General features: G+C 74.1%; 18 protein-coding genes, 1 pseudogene and 1 riboswitch. Of the genes and pseudogenes, 10 read left to right on the forward strand and 9 right to left on the reverse strand.

The annotated features are described in order from the left end of the window. Positions 1 to 19: 19 nt before the first annotated feature. Genes IE316_RS30130 through IE316_RS30140 form a run of 3 tightly spaced genes read left to right on the forward strand, consistent with a single transcriptional unit; the run spans position 20 to position 3523 of the window. Entirely contained in the window at positions 20 to 1933 is a 1914-nt protein-coding gene (locus IE316_RS30130; RefSeq protein WP_190207704.1) for a glycosyltransferase, read from the forward strand. Positions 1934 to 1949: 16 nt separating this feature from the next. Further along, positions 1950 to 2393 carry a DUF8471 domain-containing protein gene (locus IE316_RS30135; protein ID WP_373311349.1) on the forward strand — a complete coding sequence of 148 codons (444 nt, stop codon included), beginning with the start codon at positions 1950 to 1952 and terminating at the stop codon, positions 2391 to 2393. Continuing rightward, on the forward strand, positions 2390 to 3523 hold the full coding sequence (locus tag IE316_RS30140; RefSeq protein WP_268257658.1) for a glycoside hydrolase family 26 protein: 1134 nt from the start codon (positions 2390 to 2392) through the stop codon (positions 3521 to 3523). The genes IE316_RS30135 and IE316_RS30140 overlap by 4 nt, the downstream gene beginning before the upstream one ends. 6 nt (positions 3524 to 3529) lie before the next feature. Here IE316_RS30140 and IE316_RS30145 read toward each other — a convergent pair whose 3' ends face one another. The 3 genes from IE316_RS30145 to IE316_RS30155 form a co-directional block, all read right to left on the reverse strand. Beyond that, positions 3530 to 4285 (reverse strand): polysaccharide deacetylase family protein, encoded by a 756-nt coding sequence (locus IE316_RS30145; RefSeq protein WP_190207729.1) that lies wholly within the window; start codon positions 4283 to 4285, stop codon positions 3530 to 3532. Positions 4286 to 4368: 83 nt separating this feature from the next. Beyond that, positions 4369 to 5772, reverse strand: a complete 1404-nt coding sequence (locus IE316_RS30150) for a glycosyltransferase family 2 protein (protein WP_190207705.1) — start codon at positions 5770 to 5772, stop codon at positions 4369 to 4371. 8 nt (positions 5773 to 5780) lie between these two features. Beyond that, positions 5781 to 6857, reverse strand: coding sequence for a GNAT family N-acetyltransferase (locus IE316_RS30155; RefSeq protein WP_190207706.1), 1077 nt, complete (start codon positions 6855 to 6857; stop codon positions 5781 to 5783). A 230-nt stretch (positions 6858 to 7087) separates the two neighbouring features. On the opposite strand from IE316_RS30155, the gene IE316_RS30160 reads away from it, so the two are divergent. Next, positions 7088 to 7891 carry an HAD family hydrolase gene (locus IE316_RS30160; protein ID WP_190207707.1) on the forward strand — a complete coding sequence of 268 codons (804 nt, stop codon included), beginning with the start codon at positions 7088 to 7090 and terminating at the stop codon, positions 7889 to 7891. 10 nt (positions 7892 to 7901) lie between these two features. On the opposite strand, the gene IE316_RS30165 is transcribed toward IE316_RS30160, so the two are convergent. Continuing rightward, complete coding sequence (locus IE316_RS30165) at positions 7902 to 8420, reverse strand: transglycosylase SLT domain-containing protein (protein WP_190207708.1); 519 nt, start codon at positions 8418 to 8420, stop codon at positions 7902 to 7904. Between the two features lie 2 nt (positions 8421 to 8422). Further along, a riboswitch (cyclic di-AMP (ydaO/yuaA leader) is annotated at positions 8423 to 8591 on the reverse strand. Positions 8592 to 9253: 662 nt separating this feature from the next. Between IE316_RS30165 and IE316_RS30170 the strand changes: the two genes are divergently transcribed. The 4 genes from IE316_RS30170 (at position 9254) to IE316_RS30185 (ending at position 13838) form a co-directional block, all read left to right on the forward strand. Beyond that, entirely contained in the window at positions 9254 to 10264 is a 1011-nt protein-coding gene (locus IE316_RS30170; RefSeq protein WP_190207709.1) for a polyprenyl synthetase family protein, read from the forward strand. Positions 10265 to 10646: 382 nt separating this feature from the next. Continuing rightward, complete coding sequence (locus tag IE316_RS30175) at positions 10647 to 11876, forward strand: LolA family protein (RefSeq protein ID WP_190207710.1); 1230 nt, start codon at positions 10647 to 10649, stop codon at positions 11874 to 11876. Between the two features lie 41 nt (positions 11877 to 11917). Continuing rightward, positions 11918 to 12949: an ABC transporter ATP-binding protein gene (locus IE316_RS30180; RefSeq protein ID WP_190207711.1), complete on the forward strand. Its 1032-nt coding sequence runs from the start codon at positions 11918 to 11920 to the stop codon at positions 12947 to 12949. Next, on the forward strand, positions 12936 to 13838 hold the full coding sequence (locus IE316_RS30185; protein ID WP_190207712.1) for an ABC transporter permease: 903 nt from the start codon (positions 12936 to 12938) through the stop codon (positions 13836 to 13838). The genes IE316_RS30180 and IE316_RS30185 overlap by 14 nt, the downstream gene beginning before the upstream one ends. Before the next feature lie 71 nt (positions 13839 to 13909). Here IE316_RS30185 and IE316_RS30190 read toward each other — a convergent pair whose 3' ends face one another. After that, on the reverse strand, positions 13910 to 15097 hold the full coding sequence (locus IE316_RS30190; protein ID WP_190207730.1) for an amidase family protein: 1188 nt from the start codon (positions 15095 to 15097) through the stop codon (positions 13910 to 13912). Positions 15098 to 15344: 247 nt separating this feature from the next. On the opposite strand from IE316_RS30190, the gene IE316_RS30195 reads away from it, so the two are divergent. Continuing rightward, on the forward strand, positions 15345 to 16349 hold the full coding sequence (locus IE316_RS30195) for a tetratricopeptide repeat protein (RefSeq protein WP_190207713.1): 1005 nt from the start codon (positions 15345 to 15347) through the stop codon (positions 16347 to 16349). Between the two features lie 10 nt (positions 16350 to 16359). On the opposite strand, the gene IE316_RS30200 is transcribed toward IE316_RS30195, so the two are convergent. The 3 genes from IE316_RS30200 to IE316_RS30210 all read right to left on the reverse strand — a co-directional run bounded on the left by IE316_RS30200 (position 16360) and on the right by IE316_RS30210 (position 18855). Beyond that, positions 16360 to 16848 (reverse strand): VOC family protein, encoded by a 489-nt coding sequence (locus IE316_RS30200; RefSeq protein WP_190207714.1) that lies wholly within the window; start codon positions 16846 to 16848, stop codon positions 16360 to 16362. 4 nt (positions 16849 to 16852) lie between these two features. Further along, complete coding sequence (rarD, locus tag IE316_RS30205; RefSeq protein WP_190207715.1) at positions 16853 to 17890, reverse strand: EamA family transporter RarD; 1038 nt, start codon at positions 17888 to 17890, stop codon at positions 16853 to 16855. A 110-nt stretch (positions 17891 to 18000) separates the two neighbouring features. After that, a complete protein-coding gene (locus IE316_RS30210; protein WP_190207716.1) occupies positions 18001 to 18855 on the reverse strand; it encodes an SDR family oxidoreductase in 855 nt (284 codons plus the stop codon). Between the two features lie 101 nt (positions 18856 to 18956). On the opposite strand from IE316_RS30210, the gene IE316_RS30215 reads away from it, so the two are divergent. Beyond that, positions 18957 to 19331 carry a winged helix-turn-helix transcriptional regulator gene (locus IE316_RS30215; protein ID WP_190207717.1) on the forward strand — a complete coding sequence of 125 codons (375 nt, stop codon included), beginning with the start codon at positions 18957 to 18959 and terminating at the stop codon, positions 19329 to 19331. 37 nt (positions 19332 to 19368) lie between these two features. On the opposite strand, the pseudogene IE316_RS30220 reads toward IE316_RS30215, so the two are convergent. Further along, positions 19369 to 19502 (reverse strand): annotated as a pseudogene (locus tag IE316_RS30220) (2-oxoacid:ferredoxin oxidoreductase subunit beta); the annotation flags it as partial.

Consider the following 19502-nt stretch of genomic DNA (forward strand, 5'->3'; position numbering starts at 1 on the left):
GGCGGACGGAGAACCGGACGTGACGGACCTCGCCGACCTCCCGCCCGTCCGGCTCGCCCACCACCTGGCCCTCGCCCGGCCCGCCCTGCCGTTGCTGGCCGCGCTCGCGCTGTGGGCGTACGCGCTGCGCCACACCGATGTCTCCGACCTGGACGACTTCGGCCTGGTCAGCGCGGTGCACCCGGCCTTCTGGGCCGGACTGGTCACGCTGACCGCAGGCTTCTGGTGCATCGTCCGCGCCCCGAAGCGCCGGCAGGGCTGGTCGCTGGCGTACGTCATCGGGCTGCTGCTGATGGAGCGGGCCACCCAGGCGCTGCTGTACCCGACCCCGCTGTACTCGTGGGCGTGGAAGCACGACGCCGTCGTCGACCACCTGCTGACCCACGGCGGATTCCGCACCGAGGCGCAACTCGGCGACCTGGCCGTCTACGACCAGTGGCCGGGCTTCTTCGCCGCCCAGGCCGCGCTGGTGCGGCTGCTCGGTGTGGACGACACGGCGGTGTACATGGCGTGGTGGCCGCTGGTCTCCAGCCTGTTGCTGCTGGTCCCGCTGCTGCTGATCTACCGCACGTTCACCACGGACCGGCGGATGATCTGGACGGCGGTCTGGCTGTTCTACGTCGCCAACTGGGTCGGCCAGGACTACTTCTCACCGCAGTCCGTCGCCTTCGTGCTGCACGTGGGCGTCCTGGCCGTCGTGCTGCGCCGGTACGGCGGGCGGCGCGGCGGGCACGGGCCCGGATACCGGCACGGGCCCGAGTGCGGATACGGGTACGGGCGGCAGCGGCCGGCGGTCTGGACGGTGCTGCTGACGCTGCTGGTCACGACCATCGTCGTCGCCCACCAACTGACCCCCGGCATGCTGGTCGTCTCCCTGCTCGCCCTGTGTCTGACCCGCCGCTACCGCGACTGGGTGCCGGTGGCCGCGACGGTCGTGATCTTCCTGGCCTGGTGTCTCACGGCGGCGCTGCCCTTCCTGTCCGCCGCGATGCCCGACATGATCCGTTCCGTCGGCGATGTCGGCGGCAACGTGGAGGCGGGGTACGGGACCACCCCGACCGGCACCGGAGCGATCGCGGCCTCCTGGGCGGCCCGGCTGCTGTCGGGGTCGGTGCTGCTGCTCGCGGGGCTGGGGGTGCTGCGCCAGCCGGTGCTGCGGTACCGGGCGCTGCCGTTGCTGCTGGTGGCGGCGGCCCCGTTGCCGATGTTCGGGGCGAGCAGCTACGGCAGCGAGATGATCTTCCGGGTGCTGATGTTCATGCTGCCCGGTGCGGCCTTCTTCGCCGCCGCCGCGCTGCTGCCCAAGGTACGCACCCTGGCCGCCGACCTCGCCGACCTCGCCGCCGAGGAGGCCACCGCCCGCCGACGGCGCATCCGGCCCGTCCGGCCCGTCCGCCCCACCCGGCCCGTCCGGCCCATCCGCTCCACCCGGCTCCTGACGGCCAGGCTCCGGCCCGGTATCTGGGCGCCGCCGCTCGCGCTGCTCGCCGGGACGCTCGCGTTCGTGCCGGCCTACTCCGGCAAGGACCGCATCAGCTACTTCCCCCCGCAGGAAGTGGCCCTGGTCCGGCACCTGTTCGAGCAGGCGCCCGACGGCTCCCTCGTCGTCGCCGCCAACCGGAACTACCCGCTGGCCTACGACGCGTACTGGAGAGTCGACCACTACTGGTTCCTCGACGACGGCCGCGCGCACGTCGACCGGATCGTGCGCAGCCCGGCCGCCACCCTGGCCCGGGACATGGCCGGCGTCGCACCACCCGGCCGCGCCTATCTGCTGCTCACCCGGGGCCAGGTGGCCGACTCGGAGATGAACGGCCAGCTCGACGCCGCCCGGCTGGACCGCATCCGCGGATCGGTGGCCGCCTCACCGAGATTCCGCCTGATCGCCGAGAACGACGCCGGGGTGCTCTACGTCCTGAGACCGGCGAGCTGACGAGGGGAGCCGAGCGATGCTGACACCGCAGGAGCTGGTGGTCCGGATGATGCCCCCGTTCGGCGGCTGGCTGGCACTGGCCGCCCTCGCCCTGCCCGGCGGTTCGCCGCTGCGCGGCGCGGCGGTCGTCGCCTTCCTGGCCGCCGGCCCCGGCGCCGCGCTGACCGGAGTCTGCGGCCCGGCGCTGCGGTCGCGGCCCGCCGAGGGCCCGGTCGCGCGCCCGGACGCGGCGTTCGAACGCCAGTCGGACCTGCTGGAACGGGCGATGCTGGCCGTGCTGCTGAGCATCTGCGCCGTCATGCTCGTCTCGACGGTGCTGCTCGCCGTCCATGCCTTCAGCGGCGAGCGGGTCCTGCTGGTCCTCACCCTGCTGACCACGCTCGCCGCGTGCAGCCCCCGCCTGCGCACGCCGCCGACACAAAGGCCGAAACCGAGGACACGGAAGGGTTCCGCTCCGTGACAGCCCCCCGCCCCTTCCCCCGCCCCTTCCGCCGCCGCCCCGCACGGGACCTCCCCGGCCAGTCCCGCAACCGACGCCGCCTGCTGCTGACCACCGTCACCGTCACCTGCGCGGTGCTGATCGCCGTACTCGCCCTCCGGGACGCCCGCGGACCGGACGGGGACGGTGCGGCGGGCCCGTCCGGGCGGGACGGGAAGTGCCGCCCGACCGCGTTGCTGGAACCGCCCTGCGGCGCCTGGTTCGGGGCGTTCGTGCCGCACGAGCGGACGGATCTGGCCGAGAAGGTGCGCGCTTACGAGCGGCGGGTCGGCCGCAGGCTCGACATCGTCTACACGTACCACGACATGTCCGCCGTCACCGAGGACCGGCTGGAGGGCCGGCTCCTGACCGAGCAGGAGCAGCGCGTCGGCGAGGACCGGATGCTGCTGCTGTCCTGGGAGAGCAAGTGGTGGGGCGGCACCGAGCGGCAGCAGCCCACCTGGAAGCGGATCGCCGACGGGGAGCTGGACGCCTCGGTGATCGACGTCCAGGCCGAGCGGATCAAGGCGTACGGCCAGCGCACCGGCAAGAAGGTCTTCCTCTCCTTCGACCTGGAGATGGACACCCGCACCCCGGACGCCGGCACCCCCGAGGAGTACGTGCGCGCCTACCGGCACGTCCACGACCGGTTCCGCGAACTCGGCGTCGGCAACGTGGTGTGGACCTGGATCACCACCGGCTACCTGGGCAACGCCGGCCTGATGGAGCGGATGTATCCCGGCGACGAGTACGTCGACTGGATCGGCTACAACCAGTACAACTACTACCTCTGCCACCGGGCGGAGTGGCTGAGCTTCGCCCAGACCCAGACCGCCAGCCACGAGTGGATCCGCGCGCACATATCCGACGACAAGCCGCTGATGCTCTCCGAGTTCGGCAGCGCCGCCGACCCGGACCGGCCGGACCGGCAGGCCGACTGGTACGCGCAGGTCGCCCCCGTCCTCAAGCAACTGGAGGGCGTCAAGGCCGCGCTCCAGTGGAACCACCGGGACCCCGGCCCGCACTGCGACCTGTCCGTGGCCGGCGACGCGGCCTGGGCCGGGCTGCGCGCGACGGCCGCCGACCCGTACCTCAACCAGCCGCTGGAGTGACCCGGTTCAGCCCGCGAACTCGGGGCCCCGCAGCAGTGCGCGGCTCCGCCGGTACCAGCGCCAGGCGACCGTCTTCGGCCCGTCCCGGTACGGGGCGACCCGGACGCCCTCGCCCGCCAGCCAGGCCCGGACATCGGTGACGGTGTGCCCGCGCCGGACGATGAGCCGGGCGATGCGGTACGGCTCGTCGCGCTCGGAGCTGAGCGCGTGCCGCACCGCGGTCGCCGTCTCGTACCCGGCGCGGGCCGTCATCGCCCGGACGCGGGGGCTGTTGTAGCCGTGCGGGTAGGCGAGGTGGCGTACCGGGTGGCCGAGGGCGTCCTCGAGTACGGCCTTGGAGGTACGGAGTTCGGCCGCCAGCGCCTTGGCGGACAGGGTGTCCAACTGGGCGTGGGTGACGGTGTGGCTGCCGACCTCCATGCCGAGGGCCTCCAGGCCGGCCGCCTGGGCCAGGGTCATCATCGGGGCGGGCGGCAGCAGGCTGTGTCCGCCCGGGGCGATGGCGCCGGTGGTGAGGTAGGCGGTGGCGGGCAGTGCGCGGGCGGCGAGCGTCTCCGCCGTGCGGCCGGGCAGGTCGGCGAACCCGTCGTCGAAGGTGAGCAGCACCGGCCGGGGCGGCAGCGGGGCGCGCCCGGCGAGGTGGTCGGCGAGGGCGCTGATCGTGACGGGCGTGCGGCCGCTGTCGGCGACCGCGTCCAGATGCGCGGCGAACTCCCGGGGACCGACGGTGAACTCGGCGATCCAGGACGGCGGTTCGTCCATCACGGCGTGGTAGAGCAGCACGGGGATGCACTCACCCCGGCCGGCCGTCCCGGCTCGCGTGCCGTCGTCTCGCGGGCCCTCGCTCACCGTCTCTCCCGTCTCCGCCACCCGGCCGTGGCGCGCAGCGCGCGGCGGGCGCGCAGATAGCCGAGGGGGCCGTAGAGCATCCCCCGGCGTTGCAGCCCGGACAGCCGCCGGGGCCAGGCATGGGACCGGTCGTCATGCCCACCCGGCCCGGTCACCGGCGTCCCCTCCGAACGGCCGTCCGGCACCGCCCCCGCCCCCCGCACCGCCGTCAGCGCACGGGCGCGGGCCAGCCCGCGGGGCAGGCGGGCGAGGAACGCCGGGAGCAGGGCGGGGCGGTTGACGAGGGTCGCCGTGAGGTAGGCGGTGAGGCCGGCGCCGTAGCCGTACGCCTGGGTCTCCAGGTCCTGCCAGGTCTCCCGGTGGTGGTGCCAGACGAGGGCCAGCGGCGTGTAGTGCAGCCGGTGCCCCTGGGCGAGGACGCGGACGAAGCCGTACAGGTCGTCGCCGCCCCTGGCGTGCGTGCCCGCGCCGGTGGCCGGGTCGAAGCCGCCGACCGCCCGCAGTACGGCCGTACGGAAGGCCATGTTGGCGCCCGAGCCGAACCGGCCCGCGGTGAAGGGGAACAGCGGTTCGTCGGCGGGCGGGTCATCGGGGTCGTACGTCCGTGCGGTGAAGCCCTTCGCGAAGCCGCCGTGGCTCTCCAGCAGGACCTGGGCCGGGGTCCGCAGTTGCGCGGGCAGGATCAGGCCGGTGACGCAGCCGACGGCGGGGTCGGCGGCGAAGGGCGTGGTCAGTTCGGTCAGCCAGCAGGGGTCGGCGACCACGTCGTCGTCGGTGAAGGCGACGGTTTCGCCGCGCACGACCGCGAGCCCCCGGTTGTGCGCCGCGGCGAGACCGGGCACGGGCTCGGAGACGTACCGGACCCGGTCGGCGTACTTCCGTTCGACGAGGTCGCGGGTCTCGGTGGTGACCGGGGCGTTGTCCACGACGACGATCTCGGCGTCCGGGTGGCCCTGGTCGAGCAGCGAGTCCAGCGCGCGGGCGAGTCGGCCGGCCCGTTCCCGGGTCGCGACGACCACGCTGACGGACGGCGGCACGAGCCCGCCCCGCTCACCGGGCCCCGGGGACACCGCCGACCCCGGCCCCGGAGGCACCCCCACCCCCGGCCCCGGAGGCACCCCCACCCCCCGGGCCGCCCCGGCCAGCACCGCCACCGGGTCCGCGTCCTCCGGCACCCGGCCCAGGAACGTGCCGACCGGCCGCCCCGCCCGTCTGACCAGCACGAACACCTCACCCGAGGTCACGGGAGGACTCCCCGGCCCCGGCTTGAGCGTCACTCCGGCGTCCTCCCCGTCCCCGAGGTCCAGCTCGGCCACCTGCACCGGCCCGATGCGCAGGAAGTCCGCGATCTCCCGTTCCACCCGTTCCGCCCGCCGCCGCGCCCGTACCGCTCCGGACATACGCCCCCCTAAAGAGAGTCCCCCACCCGACGCACCCGCCCCACTCCCCTCAGCACCCCTGCCGCCGCCGCTGCCAGGCGGGGCCGGGCGCGTACGAAGGCGTGGGTCCGGCGTACCGGCTCGCGGCCGAGCCGGTGCAGCACGGCGCCGGTGCCCGGGCGGGTCGCCGCCCCCTCGTACACGGTCAGCTCGCCCGTCTTCAGCGAGTCCTTGTACTCGGCCGCCCCGCGCCCCAGGTCGAGCAGCCCGATGCCCGCCGCGGCGGCGGCCTCGGCCATCCGCAGGTGCAGCACCAGACCCGGCGAGTACTTCGCGTACGCCGGGTCGTACGCGGGGAACCAGCAGGCCAGAACGGTCGCCGAGCGCAGCCCGAAGTGGGCGGCGACCGGGCGGCCGCCCGCGTAGAGGACGGAGAGCGTGCCCGCGCACTCCGGCGCCCGGGTCGCGGCGAGGCCGTGCAGCAGCCGGGTGATCCACTGCCGCACGAACCGGTCCCGGCGGCCGGTCCTGCGGTACTGCGCCGACTTCCAGGCCATGAGGGTGCGCAGCACGGCCGGGTCGCGCTCGTCGAACACGAACCGCACGTCCCCGACCTGGCGGCCGAGCCGCCGCTCCTTGGCCAGCGTCGTCTTCAGAAACTTCGGCGACCGGGCGCGCAGCACCTCCTCGTACGCCGGGTAGCCACCGGCGACGTCGATGACGGGCGCGGCGTGCGGCTCGGCGGCGTACGGGGTGAAGAGGGTCTGCTCCGCCTCCAGGGTGTCGAAGGCGAAGCTGGACAGCGCGCAGGAGCGCAGCAGGGCGCGGACGTCGGGCGCGGGCCCCTGGCGCAGGACCGCGCCCTGGCGGTCCGAGACGCCGAGGCCGATCGCCCGGCCCTGGCCCAGCGGCCCCCGTTCGAACGGCAGGAAACCGGCGGTCTCGCCGTCCTCCTGGAGCACCGCCACCCGGGCCGCCGGCCGGACCCGGCCCACGGCGACGGCGAACTCCGGTTCCATGAAGGGGCTGCGCGGCGACGGGGACTTGGCGCGCAGCTCCCGCCAGTGCTCCCGGTCCTCCTCGCCCAGTTCCTCCGGCCTCAGCACACGCGTGCGCCCGCTGCTCAACCCGACCCCCCGACCAAGTCCCCCTGGACACAAGGAAGGTACCGTCCGGGCCGACAGGACGGTAGGCGGCGGAACATGATGGCGCCAACCGGTGCACAGGGTTTCAACCGCCCCAACCCGGTGATGCGTCAGGTATCGGGCGGAGGTCCCGTCCAACGGGCGCGGTACGACGATGAGTCGGCGGGCCCTGGTGTCCGTATTCTCTGATCATGCAGCCCACCGCTTACGCACTCGTCGCCACCGACCTGGACGGGACGCTGCTCCGCGGCGACGACACCGTCTCCGACCGGTCGCTCGCCGCGCTGGCACGAGTGGCGCGGGCCGGCGCGCGGCACCTGGTGGTGACGGGGCGGCCGGCGCCCCGGGTGCGGGACCTGCTCGGCGACCTCGGCTGCGAGGGGCTCGCGGTGTGCGGGCAGGGCGCGCAGGTGTACGACGCCGGCGCGGACCGTCTGCTGTGGTCGGTCACCTTGGACCGGGAGCTGGCCGAGACCGCGCTCGGCAAGATCGAGGCCGAGGTGGGCCAGGTGTACGCGGCCGTCGACCAGGACGGCGTGGCCGGGCTGACGCTGATCGAGCCCGGCTACCTGATGCCGCACCCGGCGCTGCCCGCGGTCCGGGTCGGCCGGCGCGACGACCTGTGGACGGCGCCGATCAGCAAGGTGCTGCTGCGCCACCCGGAGCTGTCCGACGACGAGCTGGCGGCGACGGCCCGCGCGGTGGTCGGCTCGCTGGCGACGGTCACCATGTCCGGGCCGGGGACGGTCGAGCTGCAGCCCTGCGGGGTGACCAAGGCGACCGGGCTGGCGCTGGCCGCCGGGCACCTGGGGGTGGGCCCGGAGCGGACGATCGCCTTCGGGGACATGCCCAACGACATCCCCATGTTCGAGTGGGCGGCCCGCGGCGTCGCCATGGCCGGTGCCCACCCGGAGCTGCGCGCGGTAGCCGACGAGGTCACCACGTCGAACGAGGACGACGGCGTGGCCGTCGTCCTCGAACGCCTGTTCCCCTAAGGGTGGCGGATCAGTACGCCCCGAAGACGTTGTCCATGGAGCCGTACCGCTGGGCGGCGTAGTTGCAGGCCGCGGTGATGTTGGCGACCGGGTCGTACGGGTCCCAGGAGGTGCCCTCGACGTGGTACGCCCGGAAGGTCGGGTCGATCACCTGGAGCAGGCCCTTGGAGGGGGTGCCGTTGATGGCGTTGATGTCCCAGTTGTTGATCGCGAACTGGTTGCCGGACGACTCCCGCATGATGTTGCGGTAGATGCCGTTGTACGAGCCCGGGATGCCCTTCTGGGCCATGATGTCGAGCGACTGGCGGATCCAGCCGTCGAGGCTGTTGGGGTAGCCGTTCGCCGCGGTCAGGGCGGCGGTGGTGACCGCGGTGGCGGGCGACTCGGCGGCCGGCGCGGCCGGTGCGGCGGACGCGGAGGCGGCGCCGAGGACGGGCAGCGCGAGCACGGCGGCGCCGGTGCCCACGAGGGCGAGCTTGCGGGCGAGACGGGTGGTCCCGGCGCGGTGCCGGAGGCCGGAAGCAGACATGGTGAGGTCCTCTCCTACGCCTGCGAGGTGAGCTGTCGGGTTCGGGCGGGAGGTGCCCGGCCGCGCCCTCACGGGCGCGGCTTCACCCCGAGCCGCTCCGGTCCGGTGACCGGCGCGGCGACTTACCTGGGTCCCCCGCTCCTGCCGTGCGTGAGTTGGTGGTCGATTGGGTGCGTCCGGGCGGTGGCAGGATTCGGCGTCCGCCCGACAGGCCGGGAACGTATGCGAGAGCACATGTCCGGAACAAGTGCGGGAATCACCCCACGGGCTAGTTGACCTTGATCTGGGGTGTTTGGGGTACTTGATCCTTTGCGACTGCCAAGCCTCAACTGGCTTGTGTGGCAACGGGACGGCGGGTGCCGGCGGGGGGCGACACGCGGAGGCGGCGGCGTGAGCCAACTCACTGGCCTCAACAAGCGCGGCAAATCGGGCAATAGGGCCAACTATGGTTCAACTGCCCCCGATGTGCTTCTCCGTCCGGAGGGCGGCGAGGGGCGGGCGGCCCGGGGTGCGGGCCGGGGCGGGAACCGGGGTTCGCGTGTCGAATGGGTGACATTCCCGGGTCGCCGGACGTTGGGAGGGGTGGTGGGATCGTCGAGGGGTCCGCGGGGCCGGTGCGGCCCCGGCCGCTCGATGGTGTCGGTCCATGTCCGCACATATCAACCGATCAAAAACATGCCCTTCATGATCCGATACCGACCAGCATGTAACGGTGGGCGCTATCGGTGATCGAAACGTGACCGGATACGCTGACTTGAGTGAGGGCAGCGACCTATCGACACACCGCGTCACCGCGTCACCGCCAGTAGACACCAGCAGACAGGAGACCCCACGTGACCGTCGTCGGGCCGTTCGGGCTGAGCGTGCGGGACCAGGCTCTGGAGGCCGACGTCCAGGCCGGATTGGCGGCAGTCGAGGAAGGGTTGCTTGAGGCAACCAAGAGCGAGGTGCCGTTCATCACGGAGGCCGCCCAGCACCTGGTGAAGGCGGGCGGCAAGCGCTTCCGGCCGCTGCTGGTGATGCTCGCGGCCCAGTTCGGCGACCCCTACGCCCCGGGCGTGGTGCCCTCGGCCGTCGTCGTGGAGCTGACCCACCTCGCCACGCTCTACCACGACGACGTGATGGACGAGGCCGCGGTCCGCCGCGGCGTGCCCAGCGCCAACACCCGCTGGGGCAACTCGGTGGCCGTCCTCACCGGCGACTTCCTCTTCGCCCGCGCCTCCCAGATCCTCGCCGACCTCGGCCCGGAGGCGGTCCGGGTGCAGGCCCTGGCGTTCGAGCGGCTGGTCACCGGCCAGATCCTGGAGACCGCGGGCCCGCAGGACGGCCGCGACCCGGTCGAGCACTACCTGGACGTCCTCGGCGGCAAGACCGGCTCGCTGGTCGCCGTCTCCTGCCGGTTCGGCGCGATGATGTCCGGCGCCGACGAGACGGTCGTGGACGTCCTCACCCAGTACGGCGAGCGGCTCGGCGTCGCCTTCCAGCTCGCCGACGACGTGCTGGACATCGCCTCCGACTCCCACGAGTCGGGCAAGACCCCCGGCACCGACCTGCGCGAGGGCATCCCGACCCTGCCCGTGCTGCGGCTGCGGGAGCGGGCGGCCCGGCTGGGGCTGGCCGAGGACCTCGCCCTGTGCGAGCTGCTCGACTCCGACCTCAGCGACGACGACCGGCACGCCGAGGCGCTGCGCCTGCTGCGCGCCCATCCCGCGCTGGAGCAGGCCCGGCACGACACGGTCCGCTACGCCAAGGACGCCCGCTCGGCGCTGGCGCCGCTGCGCGAGTGCGACGCGAAGACCGCGCTGGTGGAACTCTGCGACGCGGTGGTCCACCGGGCGGGCTGACCCGGCCCCGCCCCGCTCGCCCGCCGGCCGGTGGCCCCGGCCACGCCCGCCCGTCGGCCGGTGGCCCCGGCCCCGCCCCGCCCGCCCGCCGGCAGCCCCGGCCCCGCCCCGCCCGCCCGTCGGCCGTCCGGTCTCCCCGGGCGGGTCCCGGCGCCGTCTCCTCCGTATCCCCTACGGGTCGGGGGAGGCGTCGTACCTTCGTGTCATACCGCAGCAGTACGTGGAGTTGAGTCCGCGGGCTGACGCTTCTCCCTGGCCGATTTGGTCAGATGGTCACCACGGAAAACACCAATCCTCACCGATTCGGGTGAGAATGGCGGCTCAGGGTGGACTGGTGCGAGGTCGCGGGACAGCCGCCGCCGACGACGGAGGTAGGGCACACATGGCACCGTACGAATCCGACGGCAGCACGACCGCCGGTGCGGCCGAGGAGCGGCGCGCGGCACGAGGGCGCAAGGCCACGCGGTACGCCGTTCCGGTCGCGGTGATAGGCGTCGCCGCGGCGACGATCGGGCTCGTTCCCGCGCTCGCCGACTCCGGGGACCCGGACCTTCCCGACATCACCGCGCAGCAACTCCTGGAGAAGATCGCCGCGTCGGACACCGAGCGGCTCTCCGGCACGGTCCGCATCAGCACCGACCTCGGGCTGCCCGACCTCGGCGGCCTGGAGAGCGGCCTGCTCTCCGGCGGACCCGGCTCGCCGTCGGCCTCCGGCTCGGGCGACGGCGAGGACGGCGGCTCCGCCGCGGACCCCTCGACGAAGCTCACCGAGCTGGCCGCCGGCAGCCACACCCTGCGCGTCGCCGCCGACGGCCCCGACCGGCAGAAGGTCTCGCTGCTCCAGGACGGCTCCGAGTACAGCCTGATCCACGACGGCAAGGACGTCTGGGGCTACGACAGCGCGTCCAACGAGGTCTACCACTCCACCGTCGCCACCGGCACCGGCAAGGAGCGCGAGAAGGTCCCGGCCACGCCGAAGGACCTCACCGAGGAGGCCCTGAAGGCGGTGGACGACACCACGTCCGTGACCGTCGAGGGCACCGCCCAGGTCGCCGGACGCGACGCCTACCGGCTGGTCGTCAAGCCCCGGCAGGACGGCTCGACCGTCGGTCAGATCACCGTGTCCGTGGACGCGAGGACCGGTACCCCGCTGAAGTTCACGCTCACCCCGGCGAGCGGCGGCGCTGCCGTGGTCGACGCGGGCTTCACCAAGGTCAGCTTCGCCAAGCCGGACGCGTCGACGTTCGACTTCACCCCGCCCAAGGGCGCGAAGGTCACCGAGGCCGACGAGACGGCGGCCGAGCTGCCCGAGCACGGCCAGAAGTCCCCGGGAGCGCCGGCCGGGGACCTCGACGGCCTGAAGGTCATCGGCGAGGGCTGGACCACGATCGCCTCCTTCGACACCGGCGGGAGCGGCCTGCCCACGGCGGACGCGGGCGGCGGCCTCGGCGACTTCCTGGGCTCGTTCGGCGACCAGGTCAAGGGCGACTTCGGCACGGGCACGGTGTTCAGCACCCGGCTGGTCAACGCCCTGATCACCGACGACGGCAAGGTTTACGCCGGGGCGGTCACCAAGGAGGCCCTGGTGAAGGCGGCGAACGCGGCGAAGTGACCGCCTGCGGGACCGACAGGAACAACTGAGCGAGGGAGCCGATGGCCGAGGTGTCCGCCACGGAGCCGCACCCGGAGTCCGCGCCGAGCGCGCGCCCCGGACCGGGCCGTGAGCCCGAGCCGGGCGGGGAGTCCGCCTCGGCCCCGGCCGTCATCGAGACCCGTGGGCTGACCAAGCGCTACCGCGGTGGACAGCTCGCCGTCGACGGGCTGGACCTGTCCGTCCCGGCGGGCAGCGTCTTCGGCTTCCTCGGCCCCAACGGCTCCGGCAAGACCACCACCATCCGCATGCTGATGGGTCTGATCGAACCCACCTCGGGCACCGCCCGGGTGCTCGGCCGGCCCATGCCGGGCGCCGCCCGGACCGTACTGCCCCGGGTCGGCGCCCTCATCGAGGGCCCGGCCCTGTACGGCTTCCTGTCCGGCCGCGACAACCTGCTCCGCTACGACGCCGCCGACCCGACCGCCGACCCCCGCACCCGGCGCGAGCGGGTCGCCGCGGCCCTGGACCGGGTCGGGCTGACGGCCGCCGCCGGGAAGAAGGCGAAGGCGTACTCGCTGGGCATGAAGCAGCGGCTCGGGCTCGCGGCGGCCCTGCTCCAGCCGCGCCGCCTCCTCGTGCTGGACGAGCCCACCAACGGGCTCGACCCCCAGGGCATGCGCGAGATCCGCGCCCTGGTGCGGGAACTGGCCTCCGACGGCACCACCGTCTTCCTCTCCTCCCACCTGCTGGACGAGATCGAGCAGGTCTGCACGCACGCCGCCGTCATGGCACGCGGCCGGCTGATCACCCAGGGCCGGGTCGCCGACCTGGCCGCCGGGGCGCGCGGCCGGCTGGTGGTGACCACGCCGGACCCGGGGGACGCGGCCCGGGTGCTGAAGGAACAGGGCGCCGGGGACATCGTGACCGCCGAGGACCGGGTGACCGCCGAGCCCCCCGACCGCGACCTCGCCGAGCTGAACGCGGCGCTGGTCACGGCCGGCGTCCGGGTCCGCGGCTTCGGGGTGGAACGCGCCTCCCTGGAGGACGCGTTCGTGGCGCTGACCGGGGAGGGCTTCGATGTCGCGGGCTGAGACGGGCACGGCGACCGTACCGGCCGGGACCGGCGCGGCCGTCCGGTCGCCGCGGGCCCTGTGGACCCTCGGACTGCTCCGCAGCGAACTGTCGGTCACCTTCCGGCGCTGGCGGACCCTCGCCCTGCTGGGTGTGCTGGCCGCCGTGCCGGTGCTGGTCGGGATCGCCGTGAAGATCGAGACCGGCGACGGGGCGGGGGCCGGCGGTGACGCGGGCGGACCGGCGTTCATCTCGCAGATCACCAACAACGGACTGTTCCTGGTCTTCACCGCGCTCGCCGCCACCCTCCCGTTCTTCCTGCCGATGGCGGTCGGCGTCGTCGCCGGGGACGCGGTGGCGGGCGAGTCCGGCGCGGGCACCCTGCGCTACCTCCTGGTCGCCCCGGCCGGCCGCACCCGCCTGCTGCTCACCAAGTACGCCGCCGTGCTCGCCTTCTGCCTCGCCGGCACCCTGGTGGTCGCCGTCTCCGCGCTGGCGGTCGGGGCGCTGCTGTTCCCGCTCGGCGAGCTGACGACGATCTCCGGTACGCGGATCTCCTTCGCCGAGGGCCTGCTCCGGGCCCTGGCGATCGCCCTGGTCGTCGCCGCGTCACTGATCGGCGTGGCCGCCCTCGGCCTGTTCGTGTCGACGCTGACGGGCAGTGGGATCGCGGCGATGGCGACCACCGTCGGGCTGCTGATCACCGTGCAGATCCTCGACCAGATCCCGCAGTTGCACGCCCTCCAGCCGTACTTCTTCTCCCACTACTGGCTCTCCTTCGCCGACCTGATGCGCGAACCGGTCTACTGGGACGACCTGATGAAGAACCTCGGTATCCAGGCGCTGTACGCGGCGGTGTTCGGCTCGGCGGCCTGGGCCCGCTTCACGGCGAAGGACATCACGGCGTGACGGGGCATCGCTGTCTGACGGGGCATCACGGCAGCACGGACTGACGGGGCACCACGGCGTGCCCGTGTCCCTCACCGCGTGACGCCGGCCGCCACCGCCAGCAGCAGCGCCTCCGCGCCGTGCGGCGCCACCGCCTGGAGCCCGACCGGACAGCCATCGGTGCCGAACCCGGCCGGGAGACTGAGCGCCGGGTGTCCGCTCAGGTTGAACGCCCAGGTCAGGGCAGTGGAGTAGCGGTCGCCGGGGCCCTCGTGGCCGTGCGGTGCGGTCGGGGTCGTCGGCGTCAGCAGCAGCGCCGCGCCGGTGAACAGCTCGGCCAGCCGCTCGTCGTTCACCGCCCGGGTGCGGTGCGCGGCCCGGAGGTCGGCGCCGGGGGTGCGCAGGGCCAGCCAGGCCGGTGCCGGGTCGGCCAGCCGCAGCGGACGCCGGGGCCGCACCAGCCGTACCGCACCGGCGTCGACCAGGCGGTCGACCGCCGCCCGCGCCAGCGCCACGGGCTCCTCGTCCGGCTCCGCGAACCCGAGGTCGGCCGACCAGACGGCGGGCACCGGCAGCTCCGGCCCGGTCACCGGCGCCGCGCCGGGCACGGGCAACTCCGGCCCGGCCTCCGGCGCCGCGCCGGGCACCATCACCCGCCAGTACGCCGCGAGGTCGGCGACCGAGCGGGCCAGCGCGCCGGGGGCGGTGAGCCCCGCCGGCCCGCCACCGGTACCGCCGCCGCTGCCCGGGCCGTTCGTCAGCTTCAGCCCCGCCACCCCGCACCAGGCCGCCGGGATCCGCACCGACCCGGCCCCGTCGCTCCCCGTCGCCAGCGGCACCAGCCCCGCCGCGACGGCCGCCGCCGAGCCGGCCGACGAGCCTCCCGGCGTACGGTCGGCCCGCCACGGGTTGACGGTGCGGCCCCCCGCCCCGAGCCCCCAGGTCTGCCACGGCGTGCCCGGACCGGGCACGGAGGTCGCGCCCACCGGCACGCACCCGGCCGCCAGCAGCGGGCCCGCCGTCCGGAGCCCGCGCCGCCCCTTCACGCCGATCGGCACACCCGCCAACGGCAGCCGCTCGCCCGCCGCCACCCGGGCGTCGACCTCGCGGGCCCGCCGGGCCGCGTCCTCGCCCCACACCTCCAGGAACGCGCACAGGCCGGCGTCCCGCTCCGCGATCCGTGCCAGCGCCGCCGCGACGGTGTCGGCGGCGCGCACCGCGCCCGACCGCACCGCCTCGGCGATCTCCACGGCCCCCGCCGTCGCCACGTCCCCGTCCATCGCGTCCACGTTCCCGTCCACCGTCTCCACGTCCCCTCCCGCATCGCTCGGCCAACCCCTCCGATCCGCCCGTGACGACCCTCGGCGCGGCCGTGACCTCCTGGAACGAGTTCGTGACAGCGTGGTGACGTGAGAATCGGGAGCGAGCGGAGAGACTCGACCATAGGTGTTCGATTGGCTCCTGACGGCGCGGGACGGAAACCACCGGCACGACCGCTCACGGAACCCGCCCACGAGTGAGGGGACGATGGCTCGACTCAGCCGCGACAAGAAGCAGGACCACGGGCTCGGGGTGCGGCCGCTCGACGTCCGGGTCCCGGCCGCCGGTGACGGCACGGTCGACGGCGTGCCGGTCGCCGCGGCCCCCGGCCAGGAGCTCCGGCAGGCCGTCCTGAACCGCCTGCAGAACCTCGCCCGCGCGGTCGGCGCCCCGGTGCTCGCCACCGTCCACGACGAACAGCTCGGCTACGTCCTCCCGCTCCGCGTCACCCCGGACGGCTCCAGCGACCTCACCGGCACCCCCACCCCGATCCCGGCCCCCGCGCCCGCGCCCACCACCCCCGCGAGCCCCCCGCGCCGGGACTCCCCCGCGACGGTCACCCTGCGCCGCCTCCCCAGGCCCGCCCCGCCCGCCCCGCCCGCCCCGGTCCGGAAGGCTCCGGCCGCCCCGCTCCCCGACCTCGCCCCTGAGCCGAAGCCCACCCCCACCCCCGCACGCGGGTTCGACGCCGTGGCCGAGGCCGTGCTCGGCGACGGGCCGATCACCGCGCCCGGCGACGGCACCGCCCCCGCGCTGCTCGCGGAGGAGACGGCGCGGATCAACGAGGCGGTACGGGACGGCCGTACGGAGGACGCCGCGCGGCTCGCGGAGGAGACCGTGGCGCGGGCGTCGCGGACGCTGGGCCCGGACCACCCCGAGGTGCTGAGGCTCCGCGAACTCACCGCGTACATCGCGTACCTCTCGGGCGATCCGGACCGCGCCCTGTGCCTCTCCCTGGAGCTGGCCCGCGCCCACCACCGGGCCGGCGACGCCGAGGCCGCGTACGGCAACGTGCAGAGCGCGGCGACCGCCTGGCGTGCCGTACGCGACCCCGAGCGGGGCCTGGAACTGGGTCAGGACCTGATCGGCCTGTGGTCCCGGCTGGTGGATGAGGGCGGTCCGGCCGCCGAGGACACCGACGGCCTGGACGCGGCCCGCACCCGCATGGAGCGCCTCACCGGACGCGCCCGGGACCGCGCCGGAGCGGAGTGACCGCGCCCGGTCAGTGGACGCAGAACTCGTTGCCCTCGGGGTCGCGCATCACGACCCAGGCGCCGCCCTGCTCCTCGACCCGCCGCAGCGTCCGCGCGCCCAGCGTCTCCAGCCTCGCCACCTCGTCCTCGCGGCGTCCCTCGCCCGGGTGCAGGTCGAGGTGGAGGCGGTTCTTGCCGGTCTTGTCCTCGGGGACCCGCTGGAACAGCAGCCGCCGTCCCAGCCCCGTGCCGCTGTGCTGGTCGTAGGGCTCGTCGGGGTGGCGTACGGCGGCCAGGTCGCGCCAGGCGCGGCGGCCGTGCACCTCGACGGTCACCTCGGCCGGTACCGCGCCGAGGCCCAGCAGCTTCCCGACGAGCGCGCTGTGGTCCTCGACCAGGTAGTTGAGGGCGGCGGCCCAGAAGTCGGCCTGCGCGTGCGGGTCGGCGGCGTCGACGACGAGCTTCCAGTGCACGGGCGCGGCCACCGGGGCGCCGGATGCGGATGGTGTCTGCGTCATGCGCTCACTTATACGGGCCGCTGCCCGAACCCGAAGCCGCGACCTCCCCCGAACCCGCAGCCGATACCGAAGCGGAAGCCGAGGCGGAAGCCGGAGACGCCGGCTTCTCCGGGGCCGCACCCGCCACCGCGCCCATCCGCAGCGCCACCGCGTTCCGCCGTGCCGTGCGCAGGGCGTTCCAGGTCAGCAGGGCCAGCGCCAGCCAGACCAGGGCGAAGCCGGCCCAGCGCTCGGGCGGCATGTCCTCACCGAAGTAGAAGATGCCGAGCAGGAACTGGAAGACCGGCGCCAGGTACTGGAGCAGTCCCAGCGTGGAGAGCGGCACGCGGATCGCCGCGGCGCCGAAGCAGACCAGGGGCAGCGCGGTGACCAGTCCGGTCGCGGCGAGCAGCGCCGCGTGACCGGCGCCCTCGGTGGTGAACGTCGAGTCGCCCCGCGCGCTCAGCCAGACCAGGTAGCCGACGGCCGGGAGGAACTGGATCGCGGTCTCGGCGGCCAGCGACTCCACGCCGCCGAGGTTGACCTTCTTCTTCACCAGTCCGTACGTGGCGAAGGAGAAGGCGAGGCAGAGGGAGATCCACGGCGGGCGGCCGTAGCCGACGGTGAGGACGACCACGGCGGCGAAGCCGGTGGCGACCGCCGCCCACTGCACGGGCCGCAGCCGTTCCTTGAGCAGCAGCACGCCCATGGCGATGGTGACCAGCGGGTTGATGAAGTACCCGAGGGACGCCTCGACGACATGGCCGCTGTTGACGGCCCAGATGTAGACGCCCCAGTTGACGGTGATGACCGCGGCGGCGACGGTGACCAGGGCGAGCCTGCGCGGTTGCCGCAGCAGTTCGCCCGCCCAGGCCCAGCGCCGCACGACCAGCAGCGCGGCGGCGACGAAGACCAGCGACCAGGCCATGCGGTGGGCGAGGATCTCGCCCGCCCCGGCGGGCTTGAGCAGCGGCCAGAACAGGGGGACCAGGCCCCACATCCCGTACGCGGCGAAGCCGTTGAACAGACCTATTCGCTGCTCGCCCTTGGACGATCCGGCCACGGCTGCCTCCTTCTCCGGTCCTGCGCGCCGGCACGACGGTAGCGCCGCGGACCGCCGCCTGTCATGCCCGTATCGCCATACGGTCATGACGGGCGGCCGTCCGAGGAATGTCACTTGCGCAGGGCGGCCCCGATGGCGTCGGCGATCGGGGTGGCCGGGCGGCCGATGAGCCGGGCGAGGTCGCCGGTGGTGACGGTCAGCTCGCCCTTCTCGATGGACGCCTCCACGCCGCCCAGGATCCCGGCCACCGGCTCGGGCAGCCCGGCGCCGATCAGGGCGCGGACGTACTCCTCGGCGCTCACCGGGCGGTAGACGATCTCGCGGCCCGACTGCCGGCTCACCTCGGCCGCGTACTCGGCGAAGCTCCACGCCTCGTCGCCGCCCAGGTCGTACCGCTTGTTCTCGTGCCCCTCGCCGGTCAGTACGGCGACGGCGGCGGCCGCGTAGTCGGCGCGGGCGGCGGAGGAGACCCGGCCCTCGCCGGCGGCCTGGACGACGGCGCCTTGGTCCAGCACCTGGGCGAGGTGCTCGGTGTAGTTCTCGTGGTACCAGCCGTTGCCCAGGATCACGTACGGCAGACCGGAGGCGAGCAGCGTCTTCTCGGTGGCGCGGTGGTCGTCGGCGAGCGCGGCGGTCAGGCCGCTCGGGGCGCTGGTGTACGCCAGCAGCGCGACACCCGCCGCGGCGGCGGCGTCGATGACCGTCCGGTGCTGCGCCGGGCGGTCCTTGGTGACCTCGTTGCCGGAGATCAGCAGCGCCTTGTCGCCCGCCGAGAACAGGCCGTCGAAGGTCTCCGGGGCGTTGTAGTCGGCGACGGCCAGGCGCACCCCGCGCGCGGCGAGGTCGGCGGCCTTCTCCCGGTCGCGGACGACGGCGACGACCTGGTCGGCGGGGACCTTGGCGAGCAACTGCTCCACGACATGGCGGCCGAGGTGTCCGGTGGCTCCGGTGACGACGATGCTCATGGTCTGCGTACTCCTCGTGCGGGGGTGTCCTTCTCTTGAGCACTCACCCTAAGAGGGGCGCTAACTTTTGGACAGTACCCACTTTGAAGTAAGGTACAGGTGTGAAGGTAAGTGAGGACGCGGAGGCCAGGTGCCCGTACCGGCTGGTGCTGGAGCACATCACCAGCCGCTGGGGCGTGCTGGTCCTGATCGAGCTGCTCGACCGGCCGTACCGGTTCGGGGAACTGCGCCGCGCCATCGCCCGCGACGGTCGCACGGCCAGCGAGAAGATGCTGACCCAGACGCTCCAGACCCTGGAGCGCGACGGCCTGGTGCACCGGGACGCGAAGCCGGTGATACCGCCCCGGGTGGACTACTCCCTGACCGACCTGGGCCGGGAGGCGGCCACGCAGGTGGCGGCCCTGTCCCGCTGGTCCAAGGAGCGGATGGCCGACGTGACGCGGGCCCGCCGGGCATACGACGAGGCCCGGGGCTGACCGGCCCCGGGCTTCGTCGCGTCGCAACCGCGGGCGGTCAGCCCACGACCGTCCAGGTGTCGCCGCCGGCCAGGAGTGCGGCGAGGTCGCCCTTGCCGTTCTGTTCGACGGCGGTGTCGAGTTGGTCGGCCATCTGTGTGTCGTAGACGGGCCGGTCCACGCAGCGCAGGA

Origin of the sequence: Streptomyces fumanus (genome assembly GCF_014655295.1) — a bacterium.
GTDB classification, from domain to species: Bacteria; Actinomycetota; Actinomycetes; order Streptomycetales; family Streptomycetaceae; genus Streptomyces; species Streptomyces fumanus.